This window comes from Streptomyces europaeiscabiei (assembly GCF_036346855.1).
Classification (GTDB): Bacteria; Actinomycetota; Actinomycetes; order Streptomycetales; family Streptomycetaceae; genus Streptomyces; species Streptomyces europaeiscabiei.
In genome coordinates this window covers 7769558-7786715 of the sequence record NZ_CP107841.1, presented here as the reverse complement: position 1 = coordinate 7786715, position 17158 = coordinate 7769558, and the positions used below count along the sequence as shown (strand labels likewise).

Below are 17158 nucleotides of genomic sequence, written 5' to 3'. Positions count from 1 at the left end.
GGGGTCCGATACGAGCTTGGGGCGCCCGGAGATATCCGGGCGCCCCAAGTCTTCGTCACCTTCAACCCGGTCCGGTCCGCGTCACCTTTCAGTCCGGTCCGGTCCGCGTCACCTTTCAGTCCGGTCCGGGCAGCGCCAGCCCGTCCGGCGTTCGAGGACGAGGCCGTTCAGGCCGCAAGCGGGGGTCCGGGGGCGGCAGCCCCCAGCGAGGCCCGCACCGACGCCGGGTGGCTAGTCACCCGCCCGCGCCGCGGCCTTCCGCTCCTCCGCCGCGCGCTCTTCCGCCTCCATCTCGGCGAACACATCGATCGGGGCCGGCGCCTTCGCCAGGAACACCCAGGTCAGCCAGACCGCGAGCAGGAACGGCGGGATCTTCAGGGCGATGAGCACCCAGCCCAGCTGGGTGGTGTCGGCCCACCAGTAGAGCGGGAAGAGGATCGCGCACTTGGCGAGCAGGATCGCGCCCCAGGCGTAACTCGCCTTCGCGTACGCCTTCTTGCGGCCCGGGTTCCGCTTCCGCCAGGACAGGTTCTCCTTGAAGACCGGGCCGAGCATCAGGCCGATCAGCGGCACGCCGGCCAGCGTCGTGATGATGTACGCGAGCCCGAGGACCAGCGTGTAGAGCATGCCCGGCAGATAGAAGTCCTTGGCGTTGCCGGTCATCATCGCGAAGACCACACCGAAGGCGACCCCGAAGACACCGCTGAAGGCGTGCTTGACGGTGTCCTTCATGACGAGCCGCACCACGACCAGCAGGACGGAGACACCGAGGGCCGCGAGGGCCGCGGCGTGCAGGTCCTTGTTGATCGTGAAGATGGAGACGAAGAGCAGGCCCGGGAGCACGGTCTCGACCATGCCGCGCACGCCACCGAACGCCTCGAACAGCGCGGCCTCCGTCACCGCCTTGGAGTCCTGCGAGCCGTCCTGTCCGCCCTGTGCGTCCTGGACGCCGCGCTGGGCGTCTTCCGTCGGCTTGTCGAGCGACGTCACCGGCTACTCCCGTCCGAGGGGTCTGAGTTCGTACTTCGGATTGAACAGCACCCTACGGCCCCGGCTCATCGAGACCCGGCCGGATGCGATCAGCTTGCGCCCCGGCTCTATCCCGACGATGGAGCGTCTGCCCAGCCACACCACGTCCAGCGCGGCCGAACCGTCGAACAGTTCTGCCTCCAGGGCCGGGACACCGGCCCGTGGGCGCAGCGTGACCGTGCGCAAGGTACCAGTAACCGTCACTATCTGTCGGTCGTGGCAGTCACATATGCGCGTGCAGCCCGCGGTGTCCGCGTCCTCGCGCAGCTCCTCCGACTCCAGGTCCGTCTGGGAGGAGGAGAGCCGGTCGAGCATGCGCCGGAACCGGCCCGCCGGCTTCTCGGAACGAGGAACAGCACTCATGACAAAAGCGTACCGGGGCCCGCCGACAGAGCCGCACCCCGGCTACTTCTCGAAGCGGTACCCCATCCCCGCCTCGGTGACGAAGTGCTTCGGCCGCGAGGGGTCGCCCTCCAGCTTGCGCCGCAGCTGGGCCATGTAGACCCGGAGGTAGTTGGTCTCCGTCCCGTAGGACGGCCCCCAGACCTCCTGGAGGAGCTGCTTCTGGCTGACCAGGCGGCCGGCGTTGCGGACCAGCACCTCCAGGAGGTGCCACTCGGTGGGGGTAAGCCGGACGTCCCTGCCGTCCCGGTTCACCTTCTTCGCGGCCAGGTCCACGGTGAAGTCGTCGGTCTCCACGATCACGTCGCCCTCCGCGCCCCCGACGGGCTCGGCACGGCGGACCGCGGCGCGCAGCCGGGCGAGCAGCTCGTCCATGCCGAAAGGCTTGGTGACGTAGTCGTCGGCGCCCGCGTCGAGGGCATCTACCTTCTCGTCGGAGGAGTGCCGGGCCGACAGGACGAGGATCGGGACCCGGGTCCAGCCCCGCAGTCCCCTGATCACCTCGACGCCGTCCATGTCGGGCAATCCCAGGTCGAGGACGACGACGTCGGGGTGGCGGGCGGCGGCGAGTTCGAGGGCCGTCGCGCCGTCGTGGGCGGCGTCGACCTCGTACTTGCGGGCCTTCAGGTTGATCACGAGCGCGCGGACGATCTGCGGCTCGTCGTCGACCACGAGCACCCGGGTCATGTGTTTCGCCTCTCTGCCGATGCGGCCGTGCCTGGCGGTGCCGCCTCGCTCCCCGACGCGGCCTTGTCCGCCGACGGGACCGTGTCCCCCGAGGCGACCATGTCCGTCGAAGGGAACATGTTCGCCGACGCGGCGGCGGCCGACCTGGACATGTCCACCGACGTAGACGTGCCTGCCGACACTTCGGTGCCCGAGGAAGGGCCCGTACCGGCCCCGGAGCCGATCGCCGCGGCCCGCACCGTGAGCACCATGGTGAGTCCTCCGCCGGGGGTGTCCTCCGCGTCGAGCGTGCCGCCCATGGCCTCCGCGAAGCCTCGGGCGACCGCGAGCCCCAGCCCCACGCCGGTCCCGCGCGGGGCGTCGCCGTGGCGCTGGAAGGGGGCGAAGATGCGCTCCTTGGCCTCGTCGGGGACGCCGGGGCCCCGGTCGGTGACGCGGACCTCGACGCGGCCGCCGAGGGCGCTGGCGGAGACCTGGGCGGGCGTGCCGGGCGGGCTGTACTTGACGGCGTTCTCGACGATGTTGGCGACCGCGCGCTCCAGCAGCCCGGGATCGACGGCGACCATGGGCAGGCTCTCGGGGATCTCCAGTCCGACACTGCCCTCGGGAACGCCGCCGAGGGCCATCGGCACCACCTCGTCGAGATCGATCTCGCGGATCAGTGCGGAGACGGTGCCGGTCTGCAGGCGGGACATGTCGAGGAGGTTGCCCACGAGGTGGTCGAGCCGGTCGGCGCCGTCCTCGATCCCTTCGAGCAGTTCGGCCTCGTCCTCCTGCGACCAGGCCACGTCGTCGGAGCGCAGGGACGAGACGGCCGCCTTGATACCGGCCAGCGGGGTGCGCAGGTCGTGGCTGACGGCGGCGAGCAGCGCGGTGCGGATGCGGTTGCCCTCGGCCAGCTCCTTGGCCTGGTCCGCCTCCTGTTTGAGGCGCCGGCGGTCCAGTACGACGGCGGCCTGGGCGGCGAACGCGGCCAGCACCCGGCGGTCCTCGGCGGGCAGGACGCGCCCGGAGAGGGCGAGCGCCATCTGGCCGCCGACCGGCATGTCCACGTCCGCGGCCTCCGGACGGTCCACCCGCCGGGGGCCCACGCTGCCCGCGCAGGTCCACGGGTCCACATCGCTCTCGCGCTCCAGCAGGGCCACCGACTCCATGCCGAAGGTCTCACGCACCCGTTCGAGCAGTGCCTCCAGGCTGGTCTCTCCGCGCAGCACGCTGCCCGCGAGGAAGGAGAGGATCTCGGACTCGGCGCGCAGCCGGGCCGCCTGGTGGGTGCGCCGGGCCGCGAGGTCGACCACGGACGCCACGGACACCGCGACTCCTATGAAGACCACGATGGCGACGATGTTCGTCGGGTCGTCGACCGTCAGGGTGTGCACCGGCGGGGTGAAGAACCAGTTGAGCAGCAGCGACCCCAGCACGGCGGCGGCCAGGGCGGGCAGCAGACCGCCCAGCAGGGCCGCGGCCACCGTCACCGACAGGAACAGCAGCATGTCGTTGGCGAGCCCCAGGTCGGTCTCGAAGTTGGCCAGCAGCAGTGCCAGCAGCGGCGGTCCGGCCGTCCCGACCAGCCAGCCCCAGACCATCCGGGCCCGGCCCAGCCGCGCGCCCCGGGCGACGGGCAGCCCGCGTCCCTTGCCCGCCTCGTCGTGGGTGATCAGGTGGACGTCCAGGTCGGGTCCGGAGTCCCGGGCGACGGTCGCGCCGACGCCCGGCCCGAACACGTACTGCCAGCTCTTGCGCCGCGAGACGCCGAGCACGATCTGGGTGGCGTTGACCCCGCGCGCGAAGGCCAGCAGCGCGGCCGGGATGTCGTCGCCGACTACGTGGTGGAAGGTGCCGCCGAGGTCCTCGACGAGGGTGCGCTGGACGGCGAGTTCCTTGGGCGAGGCCGAGGTCAGCCCGTCGCTGCGGGCGATGTACACGGCCATGACCTCGCCGCCCGCGCCCTTCTCGGCGAGCCGGGAGGCCCGCCGGATCAGGGTCCGCCCCTCGGGGCCGCCGGTCAGGCCGACCACGATCCGCTCCCGCGATCCCCAGATCCTCGACACCTGGTGCTCGCTGCGGTACGCGTTCAGGTACTCGTCGACCCGGTCCGCCACCCACAGCAGCGCCAGTTCCCGCAGCGCGGTCAGGTTCCCGGGCCGGAAGTAGTTCGACAGGGCCGCGTCGACCTTGTCGGGCTGGTAGATGTTGCCGTGCGCCATCCGCCGCCGCAGTGCCTGTGGCGACATGTCGACCAGCTCTATCTGGTCGGCCCGCCGCACCACCTCGTCGGGGACCGTCTCGCGCTGCCGTACGCCCGTTATCGACTCGACGACATCACCGAGCGACTCCAGGTGCTGGATGTTGACGGTCGATATCACGTCGATGCCGGCCGCGAGCAGTTCCTGGACGTCCTGCCAGCGCTTGTCGTTGCGCGAGCCGGGCACGTTGGTGTGGGCCAGTTCGTCCACGAGGGCGACCCGGGGCCGCCGGGCGAGGACGGCGTCCACGTCCATCTCGGTGAAGACCGCGTCCCGGTACTCCAGCTCCCGCCGCGGGATCCGGTCGAGACCGTGCAGCATCACCTCGGTGCGGGAGCGGCCGTGGTGCTCCACGAAGGCCACCACGCAGTCGGTGCCGCGTTCGGTCCGGCGGTGCGCTTCGGACAGCATCGCGTACGTCTTTCCGACGCCCGGTGCCGCACCGAGATAGATCCGAAGCTTCCCGCGTCCCATGGCCCCATTGTCTTCCCGTGACCGCTGCCTACGCAGCGTCGACCCTACGGCCAATAATCACGGCAAAGGGGACACGAGGCGGACCGGAGCCGCTCTTTGACGCAACCCTGACGCACCCCCCGCGTGGAGCGCGCACATGGCGAAGGGCCGCACCCCACCAGGGAATGCGGCCCGTGCACGGCCAAATACAGCGCCCAACAAGGTGGCGCGGGGAACTGCGTCGACAGTCCCCACCGGCCCGCGGTCGCCCACGGCCCCGCAGACGCGGCGGCTAGCGGACCTCGGTGGTCTCCGGGCCGCGCTGCAGCTGCCCCATGCCGCCGGAGAAGCGGGAACCGGCCTGCTCCTCCTGCTGGACGCCCTCGGGAACCATCTGCGCGTCGTTGGGCAGCTTGAGGACGATCGGGTCGCGCGGAGCCATGGGACCCTCGCCGCGCAGGACGACCGTGTCCCGGAAGATCTGCTCCAGCAGCCCGGCGGTCTGCGGCTCCACCGCGCCCCGGCCGGAGATCACCCCGCGCAGGAACCAGCGGGGTCCGTCCACACCCACGAACCGGACCACCTGGAAGCCGCCCGTGCCGTCCGGCAGCTGCACCGGCACCTGCGCGCGCAGCTCCCAGCCGAGGGGGCCCTCGACCTCGTCGATGACACCGCCCTGCTGGGTGATGCCGGTGGCGATCTCCTCGCGGACCTCGCCCCAGATGCCCTCGCGCTTGGGTGCGGCGAAGGCCTGCAGCTGGACCGCGCTGTCGCGGAGCACGACGGTCGCCGCGACGATCGCGTCGCCCGCGACCTCGACCCGCAGCTCCATGCCGTCGACTCCGGGCACGAAGATGCCGCCGAGGTCCACCCGGCCCTCGCCGGGCTCACGCACCTCGGAGCTGTCCCACGGCCCGTCGGGCCGGGGTTCGGGTTCGAGCCGTACGCGCTCGCGCGCGACCTCGTCCGCCTCAGTGTCGGCGTCCCCAGCGACGCCGTCGACCTGCTCGGCCTCGCTCGCCGCGTCCGCCGCGTCCTCGGCGGAACCCTTCTTCTTGCGACGTCCGAACACGTCACTGTCCTTCCCGGTCGGATACGACCGAAGCGTATCGATTCCCACCCGTTGCCACCCATGGTCCGCCCACGGCGGCATGACCGCCGGTGGACCCGAAGCCCCCCTCGGCCCGCGCCGAGTCGGGAAGCTCCGCCACCTCCTGGAAGCGCACCTTCTCGACCTGCTGGACGACCAGTTGGGCAATCCGGTCGAAGCGCTCGAACCGCACGGCTTCATGCGGGTCGAGATTCACCACGATCACCTTGATCTCCCCACGGTACCCGGCATCAACCGTCCCCGGGGCATTCACCAGGGCGACGCCGCAGCGGGCGGCGAGACCGGACCGTGGGTGCACGAAGGCCGCGTACCCCTCCGGGAGCGCGATGGACACTCCCGTGGGAAGTACGGCCCGTTCACCCGGCTTCAACTCCCGGCTCTCCGTGGTGCGCAGATCGGCTCCCGCGTCACCGGGCCGCGCGTAGTCCGGCAGCGGCACGTCGGGGTCGACGCGCCGGATCAGGACATCGAGAGGAGCACGGCCGCCGCTCACGGGTTCACCTCGAAGGCTCGGGCCCGCCGGACCTGGTCCGGGTCCTTCATGGCCGCCTGGATCTCCTCGTCCCGGCCGTGGTCGATGAAGTGGTCGACCTTGACCTCGACGAAGAGCGCGTCGGCGCGGACGGCCAGCGGGCCGTCGGGGCCACCGATGCGCCCCTGGGCGGTCGCGAAGATCTTCCGCCCGGCCACCGCCGTCACCTCTGCCCGGAGATGCAGCACGGTGTCGACGGGGACGGGCCGCAGGAAGTCGGTCTCCAGCCGCCCGGTCACCGCGATGGTGCGCAGCAGCCAGGTGAGGGAGCCGAGGGTCTCGTCGAGGGCACTGGCCAGGACCCCGCCGTGCGCGAGGCCCGGGGCCCCCTGGTGCGCGGGCCGCACGGTGAATTCGGCTGTGAGAGTGACGCCCTCACCAGCCCTCGCCTCCAGATGCAGCCCGTGGGGCTGCTCACCACCACAGCCGAAACACTGCCCGTAGTGCGTGCCGAGCAACTCACCGGGGGCGGGCGCCTCGGGGTGCCGTACGGGCGCCGTGGCGTCCGCCGGGGGTCGCAGGGCCGCGGAAGTACCTCTCACAGCCGCAGACCTTACCCGTCCGTCAGCGCCCGGCCACCGCCCCTACGGGCAGGGTTTCCCCTCGGGCGCCCCTATTCCGGGGCTGACAGGCCCGCATGCCAAGCTTGACGCCATGCAGCCCTCCGCCCCGCCGTACGAAGAACGCCTGACCGCTCCCCGCACCTGGTGGCTCGTCTGTTTCCTGGTCGGCGTCTCGATGGCCCTCATCCTGCTGCCCTTCGGCACGCTCCCTCTGCTGGGCGGGCTCGCCGGCGGCACGGCGGTCGCCGCGGTCGTCACCAGCTCGTACGGCTCGGTCCGTATCCGCGTCGTCGGCGACTCACTGATCGCGGGCGAGGCGAAGATCCCGGTGAGCGCCCTGGGCGAGCCGGAGATCCTCGACCGCGAGGAAGCCCAGGCCTGGCGCACGTACAAGGCCAACTCCCACGCCTTCATGCTGCTGCGCGCCTACATCCCCACCGCGCTCCGTATCCCGATCACCGACCCGGCGGACCCGACCCCGTACGCGTACCTGTCGACGAGGGAACCGGAGCGTCTGGTGGCCGCCCTGGAGGCGGCCAGGACAGCGGCATAGCGCGGCTCGTCACCCGGCGGTGACGGAAAGAGCCGGCCCACGACGGCGGACCGACTCGACCGCGTGGTTTTCTCGCCGGACTCTTACCGCCGGGACACGGCCTGCCGCCGGGAACCCTCTTGCCGCCGTGAGGGGCGATCAGCCGCTGAGGCGCAAGGCCGACGGGGACGGTGCCGGACTCGGGCGCACCAGGTCGAGGGACCGAGGGCGCCCGGCGCCTCCCGCTCAGCCCCCGCCGAGTTCCTTGGGCAGCTCCCCCACCGTCAGGGGATCGACCGGCTCCTCCAGCGGCGGCAGTTCCGGCAACGCCTCCCACGGCACCTGCGTCCGCCGCAGGTCCTTGCGGATCCGCTCCGCGAGGCGCTTGGTGTCCCGGCGGTTCATGACCGCCCCGACCGCGGCGCCGACCAGGAACGGCATCAGGTTCGGCAGGTTCCGCACCATCCGCTTCATGATCTGCTGCCGCAGCTGCCGCTTCATCTGCCCGCCGAGCGCCGAGTTGATCGTCGACGGCCGGGTCACGTCGATGCCGCGCTCCCCGGACCAGGAGTTCAGATAGGCGGTGCTGCGCTGCCGCAGGTTTCCCGGCGGCCGCGCCCCGTACACCTCGTGCAGTTCGGCGATGAGTTTCAGCTCGATCGCGGCGACCCCGGTGATCTCGGCGGCCAGTTCCGCGGGCATGGCGGGCGGCGCCGGCAGCATCGCGGCGGCCCCGACGCCCGCGCCCACCGTGGAGGACGCGTTGGCGGCCCCCGCGACGAGCTTGTCGGCGATCTGCTCGGGCCCCAGCCCCGGGAAGTGGGCGCGAAGGGTCGCGAGGTCGCGCACGGGGATCCGCGGGGCGATCTCGATGACGCGGTCGGTGATGTACGCGAGGCCCGCTCTGGCCCCGTCACCGCTCTTGCGGGCCCCCACCTTGAGGCCCTGTCTCAGTCCGTCCCGGACGACGGCCGCACGTCGTCCGGCGACCGGCGCCGGAGTGTCCACCGGTACGGGCAGGCGTCCCTGCTCATCCGTGGCGCCCCCCGACGCCCTGGCGGGCGCACGTTCGAGCGAGGCCGCTCCCTGATCGGAGGAGCCCCGCTCGTCGTCACGCACACCGTCGGAGCCGTCGTACGGCCCCGGGTCCGCCCCCTTTCGGGAGCGGCGCTTCCAAGGAGGGGTCGAGCCAGTCACGGCCGACCCTGCCTCAGTCGCAGTCGCGGCAGATCGGCTGACCGTTCTTCTCGCGGGCCAGCTGGCTGCGGTGGTGCACCAGGAAGCAGCTCATGCAGGTGAACTCGTCCTGCTGCTTGGGCAGCACCCGGACGGCCAGCTCCTCGTTCGAGAGGTCGGCCCCGGGCAGTTCCAGGCCTTCTGCTGCCTCGAACTCATCTACATCCACGGCGGACGTCGACTTGTCGTTCCGGCGAGCCTTGAGCTCTTCCAGGCTGTCCGAGTCGACGTCGTCGTCGGTCTTGCGTGGGGTGTCGTAATCCGTTGCCATGTCGCGCTCTCCCCCTCTGGGTGTCTGCGGTGTCTCCAGCGCACGTAACGCGTGAGAGGCCGGACTTGTGCCCGACCTGAGGCGGAGATTTTGCCTCACATCAAGGTCTGTTACTCAATCGACACCCAACCGGACTCCTCAAGAGTGATCGGCTTGGATGGCGAACGGGACCGTACACGGTCCTGAGGCTGCATACAAAGGCGCCTCAGCATGTACTTCCCGTGATCTCAACCCCCGAAAACCCGGATGTTCCCGGCTTTCCGGAGGCCACATGATCACGCTCGGTAGATGGCTTGAAATTCGCCCATGTGATCGATCACACATCGGTCGTGCACGACCAATTCGATCGGGTACCCAGGAAATTCCGCGCAAAGCGAACACGTCCCGGAACCGGGGTCATTTTCTCAGACGGGCAGGGTCACGCGCATCACGAGTCCGCCTCCCTCACGTGGCCGGGCGGCGATGTGGCCGCCGTGCGCGCGGGCCACGGACCGGACGATCGACAGGCCGAGGCCCACGCCCTTGTCACTGCCCGTGCGCTCCGTACGCAGCCGCCGGAACGGCTCGAAAAGGTTGTCGATCTCGTACGCCGGAACCACGGGCCCGGTGTTCGTGACCACCAGGACCGCCTGACCGTGCTGCAGCTCCGTCGTGACCTCCACCCAGCCGCCCGGCCCCGGCACGTTGTACCGGACGGCGTTCTGGACGAGGTTCAGGGCGATCCGCTCCAGCAGGACGCCGTTGCCCTGGACGACCGCGGGGGCCCACTCGCCGCGGATCTCCACCTTCTTGCTCTCCGCCTCGGAGCGCACCTGGTCGATGGCCTGGGAGGCGACCTCGGCGAGATCCACGGGCTTGCGCTCGACGATCTGGTTGTCGCTGCGGGCGAGCAGCAGCAGACCCTCCACGAGCTGTTCGCTGCGCTCGTTGGTGGCCAGCAGCGTCTTGCCCAGCTGCTGCAGCTCGGCCGGCGCGCCCGGATCGGAGAGGTGTACCTCAAGGAGTGTCCGGTTGATCGCCAGCGGTGTTCTCAGCTCGTGCGAGGCGTTCCCGACGAACCGCTGCTGGGCCGTGAAGGCCCGCTGGAGCCGCTCCAGCATGTCGTCGAAGGTGTCCGCCAGCTCCTTCAGCTCGTCGTCCGGACCGTCCAGCTCAATACGGCGGGACAGGTCCGAGCCCGCCACCGCGCGCGCGGTCCGCGTGATCCGGCCGAGCGGCGCGAGCACCCGGCCCGCCATCGCGTACCCGAAGGCGAACGCGATCACGGCGAGCCCGAGGAGCGCCAGCAGGGAGCGGCTTAGCAGGGTGTCCAGGGCGACCTGACGCTCGTGGTCGATACAGGCCGAGATCGCCGCGTTGAAGTCGTCGAGCCGAAGGTTGGTCGGGGCCGTGTTGGCATCGACCGCGGGGCAGATGTTGCTGGACACGCTGATGTCCTTGCCGTCCTCGATCTTGAACACCGGTGTGTTGCCGGTGCTCACGGCCTGGGCGGCCAACAGGTAGATGATCGACAGCAGCAGGATCCCGGCGATCAGGAACATGCCGCCGTACAGCAGCGTGAGCCGTATCCGGATGGTCGGGCGCAGCCACGGGAAGGGGGTCTGCGCCCGCCCTGGGTCCCACGTGGGCTTCGGGGGCGCCTGGGGCGGCGCGGGAATGGGGGCCATGGCGGATCAGATCCGGTAGCCGGAGCCGGGCACGGTGACGATGACCGGTGGCTCGCCGAGCTTGCGGCGCAGCGTCATGACCGTCACGCGCACGACGTTGGTGAACGGATCGGTGTTCTCGTCCCAGGCCTTCTCCAGGAGCTGCTCCGCCGAGACGACGGCGCCCTCGCTGCGCATCAGCACCTCCAGGACCGCGAACTCCTTCGGCGCGAGCTGGACCTCCTTGCCGTCGCGGAAGACCTCGCGGCGGTTGGGGTCGAGCTTGATGCCGGCGCGCTCCAGGACGGGCGGCAGCGGCACGCTCGTGCGCCGACCGAGGGCCCGTACGCGCGCGATGAGCTCGCTGAAGGCGAACGGTTTGGGCAGATAGTCGTCGGCGCCGATCTCCAGGCCCTCGACGCGGTCGCTGACGTCGCCGGACGCGGTGAGCATCAGCACGCGCGTGGGCAGGCCGAGCTCCACGATCCTGCGGCAGACGTCGTCGCCGTGGACGAGGGGGAGGTCGCGGTCGAGGACGACCACGTCGTAGTCGTTGACGCCGATGCGTTCCAGGGCCGCCGCACCGTCGTACACGACGTCGACGGCCATGGCCTCCCGGCGCAGTCCGGTGGCCACCGCATCGGCGAGCAGCTGCTCGTCCTCGACGACGAGTACGCGCACGTCGCTTGTCCTTCCTGTGTCCACCCGCGTAGCGCGCCGAAGGCGCACACGGGCAGGGTGTTCGTGGGTGTGTGACGTCCATCCTGCCTTTTTCGGCCGTAAGTCGGCTGTAAGGCGACCCTCGGGACGGGAAGGCCCAAGGCGCACGGCCGGGAATGCGGGATTTTTTCTTCCGCCGAGGTTTCCGTCCGAGAGACCGGGGGGAAGACGGCTTTACACCCCGCGATCACGCTCTGCTTGTGCCGCACCACCATGCGGTACGCAGCGATCCGCTTTTCCGCAGAGCGGGTGTGGGTGTCCGGCACCGTCGCCGCCCGGCCTGGGCAGCGCTGGGCATCCACAGGAGACGTGATCGCCCCTTCCGAACGGCACACCCCCGTGCCACCGACCCACGACCCAGGACGAGGGGGCGCAGCATGGACGCATTCACCTCAGGACTTCTGCAGCGCATAAGGACGGCCGAGTCCGACCTGACCAGGGCTCGCGACGAGGGCGACGACTTCCTCGCCGAGGTGGAGCAGGGCGAGCTCGACGACCTGCGCCGCCTCGCCGCCGATCACGGCGTGGAGGTCGGCGCGTACAGCGTCTGAATTCCCGGCCCACACGCACGACAGCGAACCCCCGGCAGATCCAGACCGGGGGTTTGCTGGTTTTTTGGGGGCTCGGTTCGCCTCCGGGGCGCCCATGCCGGTGTCGAGACGGCGATCGTGCTCGACCCTTCGGCTCACTCGCCGAAGAGCGCCGTCTGCTGTTGTGGCCGTGTCAGTCGTGCCAGGCGCCCAAGTCCTCCAGGCGGGTCTGGAGGGCCTCGAAGAGGGCGGGTGGGGCCGCGATGGTCAGGTCGGGTGAGAGGGGCTCTGAGGGGCGGCCACCGGTCAGGGCGCCCGCCTCCCGGGCGATGAGGTCGCCCGCCGCGTAGTCCCAGGCGTTGAGACCGCGCTCGTAGTACGCGTCCAGGCGGCCCACGGCCACGTCGCACAGGTCGATCGCGGCCGAGCCGCCGCGCCGGATGTCCCGCACGTGGGGGATCAGCTCGCGCAGCACGTCGGCCTGCCTGGCCCGCCGCTCGGCGCGGTAGCCGAAGCCGGTGCCGACGAGGGCCAGACCCAGCTCCGGGGCCGGCCGCACGCGCGCGGGACGGTCGTTGACGTACGCGCCCTCACCGAGCACCGCCCGGTAGACCTCGCCGCGCACCGGGGCGTCGACCACGCCGACGACCGTCTCACCGTCCACCCGGACCGCGATGGACACGGCCCAACTCGGCAGTCCGTACAGGTAGTTGACGGTGCCGTCGAGGGGATCGATCACCCACTGGACGCCGCTGCTCCCCTCGACGCTGGCGCCCTCCTCGCCGAGCACGCCGTCGTGCGGCCTGCGCTCGGCCAGCAGGCCGGTGATCAGCTTCTCGGAGGCGATGTCCATCTCGGTGACGACATCGACCGCGCTGGACTTGGTGGCGGCCACGCCGAGATCGGCGGGCCGGCCGTCGCGCAGGAAGGTTCCCGCGCGGCGGGCCGCGTCCAGGGCGATCTCCAGCAGTTCGGCCTTCAGGCCGTCCGGACGCTCTGACTGGTGGGTCACGGTGCTCCTCACGCGTACGGGCTGTCGGCGCCCGCGGCGGCGGGCTGCGGGGCGCGGGCCGGGCAGCAGCCGACCGGGCACAGGTTGTGGCTCGCGCCGAGCTCGCCGAGGGCGCAGGGCGTCACGTCCCGGCCCCGCTCGGCCGCGGCGCGCTCCAGGACGAGGTCGCGGATCGCTGCGGCGAACCGGGGGTCGGCGCCCACGGTGGCCGAGCGGCGGACCGGCAGACCCAGTTCCCCGCCCTTGGCCATGGCCTCGGTGTCGAGGTCGTACAGGACCTCCATGTGGTCCGAGACGAACCCGATGGGCGCCATCACGACGGCCGGCGCCCCGGACTCGTGCCGCTCCTGCAGGTGGTCGCAGATGTCGGGCTCCAGCCACGGAATGTGCGGGGCGCCGGAGCGGGACTGGTAGACAAGCTGCCAGGGGTGCTCGACGCCGGTCCGCTCGCGCACGGCGTCGACGATGAGCTTCGAGACGTCCAGGTGCTCCGCGACATACGCGCCGCCGTCCCCGTGCTCCTCGACCGGGCCGGAGGTGTCCGCCGAGGCGTTCGGGATGGAGTGCGTGCAGAAGGCGAGGTGCGCGCCGTCGCGGACGTCCTCGGGGAGGTCGGCGAGCGACTCCAGGACACCGTCGATCATGGGCTCCAGGAAGCCCGGGTGGTTGAAGTAGTGCCGGATCTTGTCGATCCTCGGCGGCTGAAGGCCCTCGGCCTCCAGGGCGGCGAGCGAGTCGGCGAGGTTCTCGCGGTACTGGCGACAGCCCGAGTACGAGGCGTACGCGCTGGTGGTGAGGACCAGGACGCGGCGGCGGCCGTCGGTGACCATCTCGCGCAGCGTGTCGGTCAGGTAGGGCGCCCAGTTGCGGTTGCCCCAGTAGACCGGCAGGTCCAGGCCGTGCTCGGCGAAGTCCTTGTGGAGGGCGTCGAGCAGGGCGCGGTTCTGGTCGTTGATGGGACTGACCCCGCCGAACAGGAAGTAGTGCTGCCCGACTTCCTTGAGACGTTCCTTGGGGATGCCGCGCCCCCGCGTCACGTTCTCCAGGAACGGGACCACGTCGTCCGGGCCCTCCGGGCCGCCGAACGAGAGCAGGAGCAGGGCGTCGTAGGGGGTGGCGTCGTGCGCGTGTCGCATGTCGCCGATCCTGCCACCCGGCGCCGGCAGCCGGGATCCCGGCCCACGCCCGAAGATGACCCGGGCATCTCACCCGTAAGCTGTGTGGACCGAAGTGACGCCTTACGAGGAACTCTCTCCTCCGCTTACCGGACCCACCGGAGACCCCGTGCCCAGCCCCTACACCGCCCTGTTCGCCGCCCCCGGCACCAAGGGCTTCACCGCCGCGGGTCTCCTCGGCCGGATGCCGCTGTCCATGATGGGCATCGGCGTGGTCACGATGATCTCCCAGCTCACCGGGCGGTACGGCCTGGCCGGCGCGCTCTCGGCGACCATCGCGCTGTTCGCCGCCGTGCTCGGCCCGCAGATCTCACGGCTGGTGGACCAGCACGGCCAGCGGCGGGTGCTGCGCCCGGCGACCCTGGTCGCGCTGACCGCGTCGGCCGGCCTGCTGTTCGCCGCGCACTACGGCTGGCCGGACTGGGTGCTGTACGTCTGCTCCGCCGGCATCGGCTGTGTGCCGAGCCTCGGGGCGATGACCCGGGCGCGCTGGGCGGCCCTGTACCGGGACACCCCGCAGCTGCACACCGCGTACTCCTTCGAGTCCGTCATCGACGAGGTCTGCTTCATCTTCGGGCCGATCATCTCCATCGGGCTGTCCACGGCGTGGTTCCCGGAGGCCGGGCCGCTGCTCGCCGCCTGCTTCCTCGCGGTCGGCGTCTTCTGGCTGACCGCCCAGCGCGCCACCGAACCGGCGCCGCACCCGCGCGGGGGGCACGACAAGGGCCGTTCGGCGCTGCGCTCGCCCGGACTGCAGGTCCTGGTGGCCACCTTCGTGGCGACCGGGGCGATCTTCGGGGCCGTGGACGTGGTCACCGTCGCCTTCGCCGAGGAGCGGGGCCACAAGGCCGCCGCGAGCGTCGTCCTGGCTCTCTACGCGGCCGGTTCGTGTGCCGCGGGCATCGTCTTCGGGCTGTTGCGCTTCACCGGGGCGGCGGAACGTCGATGGCTGCTGGGCGTGTGTGGGATGGCCGTGAGTATGATCCCCCTCCTACTGGTCGGAAACTTGCCGTTTCTGGCCGTGGCGCTCTTCGTCGCGGGCCTGTCCATCGCACCCACGATGATCACGACGATGTCCCTGATCGAAGAGCACGTACCACGCACGCAACTGACCGAGGGCATGACCTGGGTGGGCACCGGGCTCCTGGTCGGGGTCGCGCTCGGCTCCTCGGTGTCCGGCTGGGTGATCGACGCGGCCGGGGCGGAGGCGGGGTACGTGGTTCCGGCGGCGTCCGGGACCGTCGCGGTCGCGGTCGGTTTCCTCGGGTACCGCCGGCTACGCAGGCCGGCTCCAAGGCGGGGAGGGCCCCATGAGCACCACAGTGATCGGCAAGAGCGGCACGTGGCGTAACTGGGCGGGGAACGTCACCGCCCGGCCCGTGCGGGAGGTCGCTCCTGCCACCGTCGAGGAACTCGCCGCTGCCGTACGGCAGGCCGCCGAGGACGGCCTCAGGGTGAAGGCGGTCGGCACGGGCCACTCCTTCACAGCGGCCGCCGCGACCGACGGCGTGTTGATCCGTCCTCAACTGTTGACGGGCATACGCAAGATCGACCGTGAGGCCATGACCGTCACGGTCGCCGCCGGCACCCCGCTCAAGAGACTCAACATGGCCCTCGCGCGCGAGGGACTGTCGCTCACGAACATGGGCGACATCATGGAGCAGACGGTCTCCGGCGCGACCAGTACCGGCACGCACGGCACCGGCCGGGACTCGGCCTCGATCGCCGCCCAGATCCGGGGGCTCGAACTGGTCACCGCCGACGGCTCGATCCTCACCTGTTCCGCGACGGAGAACCCCGATGTCTTCGCGGCCGCCCGCGTCGGTATCGGCGCCCTCGGCATCGTCACCGCGATCACCTTCGCCGTGGAGCCGATCTTCCTGCTCACGGCACGCGAGGAACCGATGCCGTTCGAGAAGGTGCTGGCCGAGTTCGACGAACTGCACGCCGAGAACGAGCACTTCGAGTTCTACTGGTTCCCGCACACCGGCAGCACCAACACCAAGCGCAACAACCGCAGCGCCGGTCCCGAGAAGCCCGTACCACAGCTGAACAGCTGGTTCGAGGACGAGTTCCTCTCCAACGGCGTCTTCCAGGTGGCCAACTGGGTCGGCCAGGCGGTCCCCGCCACCATCCCGACGATCGCGCAGATCTCCAGCCGCGCCCTGTCCGCGCGGACCTACACCGACATCCCCTACAAGGTCTTCACGTCTCCGCGCCGAGTGCGCTTCGTGGAGATGGAGTTCGCCGTTCCGCGCGAGGCCCTGGTGGACACGCTGCGTGAACTCAAGGCGATGGTCGACCGTTCGAAGCTGCGCGTCAGTTTCCCCGTCGAGGTCCGCACCGCCCCGGCCGACGACATCACGCTCTCCACCGCGTCCGGCCGCGAGAGCGCGTACGTCGCCGTGCACATGTTCAAGGGCACGCCCTATAGGGCGTACTTCACCGCCGCCGAGCGGATCTTCACCGCGCACGAGGGGCGACCGCACTGGGGCAAGGTGCACACCCGGGACACGGACTACTTCGCCAAGGTCTACCCCCGCTTCGGCGAGTTCACCGCGCTGCGTGACCGGCTCGACCCCGAACGGCGTTTCCAGAACGACTACTTGCGGCGGGTGCTCGGGGCCTAGCGGGGCGGGCGGTTCCGGTGATCGCGTGAAGCGCGCCCCTCCCGAGGTCACGAAAAGGTCTGTTCCGGCAGCGGATCGCCGTTCCTCATGAGAAGTTGAGCGGCGTGCCGATCCACGCAAGTGGCCCGAATGGAGTACTGTTGCGAGCCCTGGATCCGGACTCCCGCCAGGGTGTCCGGGGCCTTAGAGGACCGCCGGGAGGGGGATCGTTGCACAGGGTGATGAGGTTCGTCACTTAGCGTTGCGAATTGATAACCGTGCCATAACGGCAGCTTCGGGCTCACGCTCGACACGCCGGGCAACTCGGCAAGGTTGTGGCAGGCTGCACCCGGGCAGGCCACACTCGACTAGCGGAAGCAGCGACGCACGTGACGTCGGCAGGC

The 17158-nt window shown here is 70.8% G+C and carries 17 protein-coding genes; 4 read left to right on the top strand and 13 right to left on the bottom strand.

Annotated elements, in window-relative coordinates:
- Positions 1–231: 231 nt before the first annotated feature.
- The 7 genes from OG858_RS33985 to OG858_RS33955 all read right to left on the bottom strand — a co-directional run bounded on the left by OG858_RS33985 (position 232) and on the right by OG858_RS33955 (position 7002).
- Positions 232–990, bottom strand: a complete 759-nt coding sequence (locus OG858_RS33985; protein ID WP_319064355.1) for a DUF3159 domain-containing protein — start codon at positions 988–990, stop codon at positions 232–234.
- A gap of 3 nt (positions 991–993) precedes the next feature.
- Positions 994–1392, bottom strand: coding sequence for an OB-fold nucleic acid binding domain-containing protein (locus OG858_RS33980; RefSeq protein WP_005481623.1), 399 nt, complete (start codon positions 1390–1392; stop codon positions 994–996).
- Positions 1393–1434: 42 nt separating this feature from the next.
- Positions 1435–2118 (bottom strand): response regulator, encoded by a 684-nt coding sequence (locus OG858_RS33975; RefSeq protein WP_319264491.1) that lies wholly within the window; start codon positions 2116–2118, stop codon positions 1435–1437.
- The gene (locus tag OG858_RS33970; protein ID WP_328544173.1) at positions 2115–4838 is read right to left on the bottom strand and encodes a sensor histidine kinase; all 2724 of its coding nucleotides are present in this window, start codon (positions 4836–4838) and stop codon (positions 2115–2117) included. Before OG858_RS33970 ends, OG858_RS33975 begins: the two co-directional genes overlap by 4 nt.
- A gap of 271 nt (positions 4839–5109) precedes the next feature.
- A complete protein-coding gene (locus OG858_RS33965) occupies positions 5110–5889 on the bottom strand; it encodes a DUF3710 domain-containing protein (protein WP_319064351.1) in 780 nt (259 codons plus the stop codon).
- 1 nt (position 5890) lies between these two features.
- Complete coding sequence (gene dut / locus OG858_RS33960; protein ID WP_319064350.1) at positions 5891–6421, bottom strand: dUTP diphosphatase; 531 nt, start codon at positions 6419–6421, stop codon at positions 5891–5893.
- A complete protein-coding gene (locus tag OG858_RS33955; protein ID WP_037700786.1) occupies positions 6418–7002 on the bottom strand; it encodes a PaaI family thioesterase in 585 nt (194 codons plus the stop codon). Before OG858_RS33955 ends, dut begins: the two co-directional genes overlap by 4 nt.
- A 112-nt stretch (positions 7003–7114) precedes the next feature.
- Between OG858_RS33955 and OG858_RS33950 the strand changes: the two genes are divergently transcribed.
- Complete coding sequence (locus OG858_RS33950) at positions 7115–7576, top strand: DUF3093 domain-containing protein (RefSeq protein WP_319064349.1); 462 nt, start codon at positions 7115–7117, stop codon at positions 7574–7576.
- A gap of 225 nt (positions 7577–7801) precedes the next feature.
- On the opposite strand, the gene OG858_RS33945 is transcribed toward OG858_RS33950, so the two are convergent.
- The 4 genes from OG858_RS33945 to OG858_RS33930 form a co-directional block, all read right to left on the bottom strand.
- Positions 7802–8752 carry a hypothetical protein gene (locus tag OG858_RS33945; RefSeq protein ID WP_319264486.1) on the bottom strand — a complete coding sequence of 317 codons (951 nt, stop codon included), beginning with the start codon at positions 8750–8752 and terminating at the stop codon, positions 7802–7804.
- Positions 8753–8765: 13 nt separating this feature from the next.
- Entirely contained in the window at positions 8766–9062 is a 297-nt protein-coding gene (locus OG858_RS33940; RefSeq protein ID WP_005481602.1) for a DUF4193 domain-containing protein, read from the bottom strand.
- 404 nt (positions 9063–9466) lie between these two features.
- Positions 9467–10729, bottom strand: a complete 1263-nt coding sequence (locus tag OG858_RS33935) for a sensor histidine kinase (RefSeq protein ID WP_319064347.1) — start codon at positions 10727–10729, stop codon at positions 9467–9469.
- Between the two features lie 6 nt (positions 10730–10735).
- Entirely contained in the window at positions 10736–11389 is a 654-nt protein-coding gene (locus OG858_RS33930; RefSeq protein ID WP_319064346.1) for a response regulator transcription factor, read from the bottom strand.
- A gap of 416 nt (positions 11390–11805) precedes the next feature.
- Here OG858_RS33930 and OG858_RS33925 point away from each other — a divergent pair, with 416 nt between their 5' ends.
- Complete coding sequence (locus OG858_RS33925; protein ID WP_162948511.1) at positions 11806–11979, top strand: hypothetical protein; 174 nt, start codon at positions 11806–11808, stop codon at positions 11977–11979.
- Positions 11980–12151: 172 nt separating this feature from the next.
- On the opposite strand, the gene OG858_RS33920 is transcribed toward OG858_RS33925, so the two are convergent.
- Positions 12152–12970 carry an inositol monophosphatase family protein gene (locus OG858_RS33920; RefSeq protein WP_319064345.1) on the bottom strand — a complete coding sequence of 273 codons (819 nt, stop codon included), beginning with the start codon at positions 12968–12970 and terminating at the stop codon, positions 12152–12154.
- Between the two features lie 8 nt (positions 12971–12978).
- Positions 12979–14106 (bottom strand): ferrochelatase, encoded by a 1128-nt coding sequence (locus OG858_RS33915; RefSeq protein ID WP_319064344.1) that lies wholly within the window; start codon positions 14104–14106, stop codon positions 12979–12981.
- 148 nt (positions 14107–14254) lie between these two features.
- On the opposite strand from OG858_RS33915, the gene OG858_RS33910 reads away from it, so the two are divergent.
- Together OG858_RS33910 and OG858_RS33905 are read left to right on the top strand one after the other, a co-directional pair.
- Positions 14255–15496 (top strand): MFS transporter, encoded by a 1242-nt coding sequence (locus OG858_RS33910; RefSeq protein ID WP_319064343.1) that lies wholly within the window; start codon positions 14255–14257, stop codon positions 15494–15496.
- A complete protein-coding gene (locus tag OG858_RS33905; protein ID WP_328544174.1) occupies positions 15456–16775 on the top strand; it encodes a D-arabinono-1,4-lactone oxidase in 1320 nt (439 codons plus the stop codon). The genes OG858_RS33910 and OG858_RS33905 overlap by 41 nt, the downstream gene beginning before the upstream one ends.
- Positions 16776–17158: the final 383 nt, after the last annotated feature.